The sequence below is a fragment of the Streptomyces sp. NPDC102437 genome, from assembly GCF_044765565.1.
Lineage (GTDB): Bacteria > Actinomycetota > Actinomycetes > Streptomycetales > Streptomycetaceae > Streptomyces.
Genome location: NZ_JBIWKI010000162.1, coordinates 1 through 1623, shown reverse-complemented (window position 1 = coordinate 1623; position 1623 = coordinate 1). Strand labels below are relative to the sequence as shown.

Genomic DNA, 1623 nt, shown 5'->3' with positions numbered 1-1623 from the left:
CAACGCGGGCTGCTTCGCCCTCGGATCGGTGATCATCAAACTCGCACTGCCTCGCGGCATGGGGCACACGGCCGAGGAAGCCCCCGCCCCGGCCGCGAAGACGGAACCGGGCTACTGGCGGCGATTCGGCGAGGGCTTCACCTTCCTGCGCGGCGAGCCACTGCTGCTCACCGTCATCGTCATGGTCGGCATCACCAACCTGCTGGATGCAGCCTCCACTTCGGTGCTCGTACCCGTCTGGGCCAGGGAATCAGGCAACGGGCCGGCCGTGATCGGCCTGATGGGCAGCGTCATGGGGGCCGCGGCGGTCGGCGGGAGCCTCATCGCCGCGGTGGTCGCGCACCGGCTGCGGCGGCGGGTGGTGGTTCTCACCGGGTTCCTGCTGGCCGGGGCACCGAGGTTCCTGATCCTCGCCTGCGATGCCCCGTTGGGAGCAGTACTGGCCGTCTTCGCGGTCAGTGGGTTCGGTGCCGGCTTCGTCAACCCCGTGCTGGGGGCCGTCCTCGTCGAACGGGTGCCGCGCCGGATGCTGGGCCGGGTCAACGCGCTCGGTGACTCACTTGCCTGGGCAGGCATCCCTCTCGGCGGGCTGCTCGCCGGGGCGGCGGTGACCGCTGTCGGACTCGTGCCAGTGCTGCTCACCTGCGGTGCCGCATACTTCCTCACCACGAATCTGGCCGGACTGCGGCCGCAATGGCGAGAGATGGACCGTACGCGTGGGCGGGGCGTCGTGAAGCCGCATTCCAAGGAAGACGCCTCACAAGACAGTGCGAACGCAGCGACATGACGTTTACGGGAGGGCGGATTCAACCGGTCAGTGCAACGAGTCCTGTGAGATGGCGTAGTCGCTGGTCACAGGAGGGTTCGGATGCAGGGCAGGCACGGTCATCTCAGCCGGGAGCAGAAGCAGCTGGCGCTCAGGATGCACGCGAAGGGGTGGCGGCTGGTCGATATCGCCCGTGAGGTCGGCTGCAGTGCCCCGATGGTCGGGATCATGGTCCGAACCGGGGGGTGCCTCTATGTCTTTCGTCAAGCCCGAGCTGGTCATGCGGCGGCTGTTTCGGGGAGGCGTGGTTCGTACAAGGTTCCGTCGCGGAGCATGGCGAACAGGACGCTGATGCGGTGGCGGGCGAGGCGGAGGAGGGCCTGGGTGTGGGTCTTGCCTCGGGCCCGGCAGCGGTCATAGTAGGTGCGGGAGGCTGGGTCGTGCAGGGCGGCGAACGCGGAGAGGAACATCGCGCGTTTGAGCTGCCGGTTTCCGCCTCGGGGTGCGTGTTCGCCGTGGATCGATGTGCCTGACTGCTTCGTTGTCGGGGCGAGGCCGGCGTAGGAGGCGAGGTGGGCGGCGGTGGGGAAGCTGGTGCCGTTGCCGACGGTGACCAGGAGAACTGCGGCGGTCCTGACGCCGACGCCGGGCAGCGACGTCAGGACCTGGGAAAGAGGGTGTGCCTCCAGCAGCTCGTTGATCTGGGCTTCCAGGGCCCGGCGTTGTTCGTGCACGGCCGCGAGTGAGCGGGCCAGGGACGGGAGGGCCCTGACCCCGGATTTTGGACACCGGAGACACTTGGATCTTGATGGTCCAGGAGAACGGAGTCCCTGTGGGGATGAAGCACTACCCCGCCG

General features: G+C 68.2%; 1 protein-coding gene and 2 pseudogenes. 2 read left to right on the top strand and 1 reads right to left on the bottom strand.

The window, feature by feature from the left end; genetic code table 11:
- The coding region (locus ACIRJP_RS42575; protein WP_404186613.1) for an MFS transporter at window positions 1-787 on the top strand (787 nt) is incomplete at its 5' end.
- Between the two features lie 81 nt (window positions 788-868).
- A pseudogene (locus ACIRJP_RS42570) lies at window positions 869-1009 on the top strand (IS30 family transposase); the annotation flags it as partial.
- Between the two features lie 35 nt (window positions 1010-1044).
- Here the strand turns inward: ACIRJP_RS42570 and ACIRJP_RS42565 are convergent.
- Window positions 1045-1530, bottom strand: a pseudogene (locus tag ACIRJP_RS42565) (transposase); the annotation flags it as partial.
- Window positions 1531-1623: the final 93 nt, after the last annotated feature.